General features: G+C 48.5%; 1 protein-coding gene. It reads left to right on the top strand.

The genetic code is table 11. The features are described 5' to 3' along the window. On the top strand, nt 1–526 hold a 526-nt coding region (gene cysD / locus R7093_RS27840), incomplete at both ends, for a sulfate adenylyltransferase subunit CysD (RefSeq protein ID WP_318147359.1).

Raw genomic sequence — 526 nt, 5'->3', positions numbered from 1 at the left:
TAAGCAAGCGCTAAACAAATATGGCTTCGATGCTGCTTTTGGTGGCGCTCGTCGTGATGAAGAAAAATCACGCGCAAAAGAGCGAGTGTATTCGTTCCGTGACAAGAACCATACCTGGGATCCGAAAAACCAACGTCCAGAACTTTGGAAAACCTACAACGGTCAAGTGAATAAAGGTGAGAGCATTCGAGTGTTCCCACTTTCTAACTGGACCGAGCTTGATATCTGGCAATACATCTACCTAGAGAACATCGAAATTGTCCCGCTTTATCTTGCTGATAAGCGTCCGGTTGTCGAACGCGATGGCATGCTGATCATGGTGGATGATGACCGTATGGAGCTTCAACCGGGTGAAGTAATTGAAGAGAAAAGCGTGCGTTTCCGTACGTTGGGCTGTTATCCACTGACAGGTGCGATTGAATCTGAAGCGAATACGCTGACGGGCATCATTGAAGAGATGTTGGTGGCGACCTCAAGTGAGCGTCAAGGCCGAGCGATCGACCACGATCAGTCAGGATCGATGGAA

The sequence above is a fragment of the Vibrio sp. 1580 genome (genome assembly GCF_033340055.1).
Note: the sequence above shows the minus strand (reverse complement) of the source record. Positions and strands in the feature narration are given on the sequence as shown.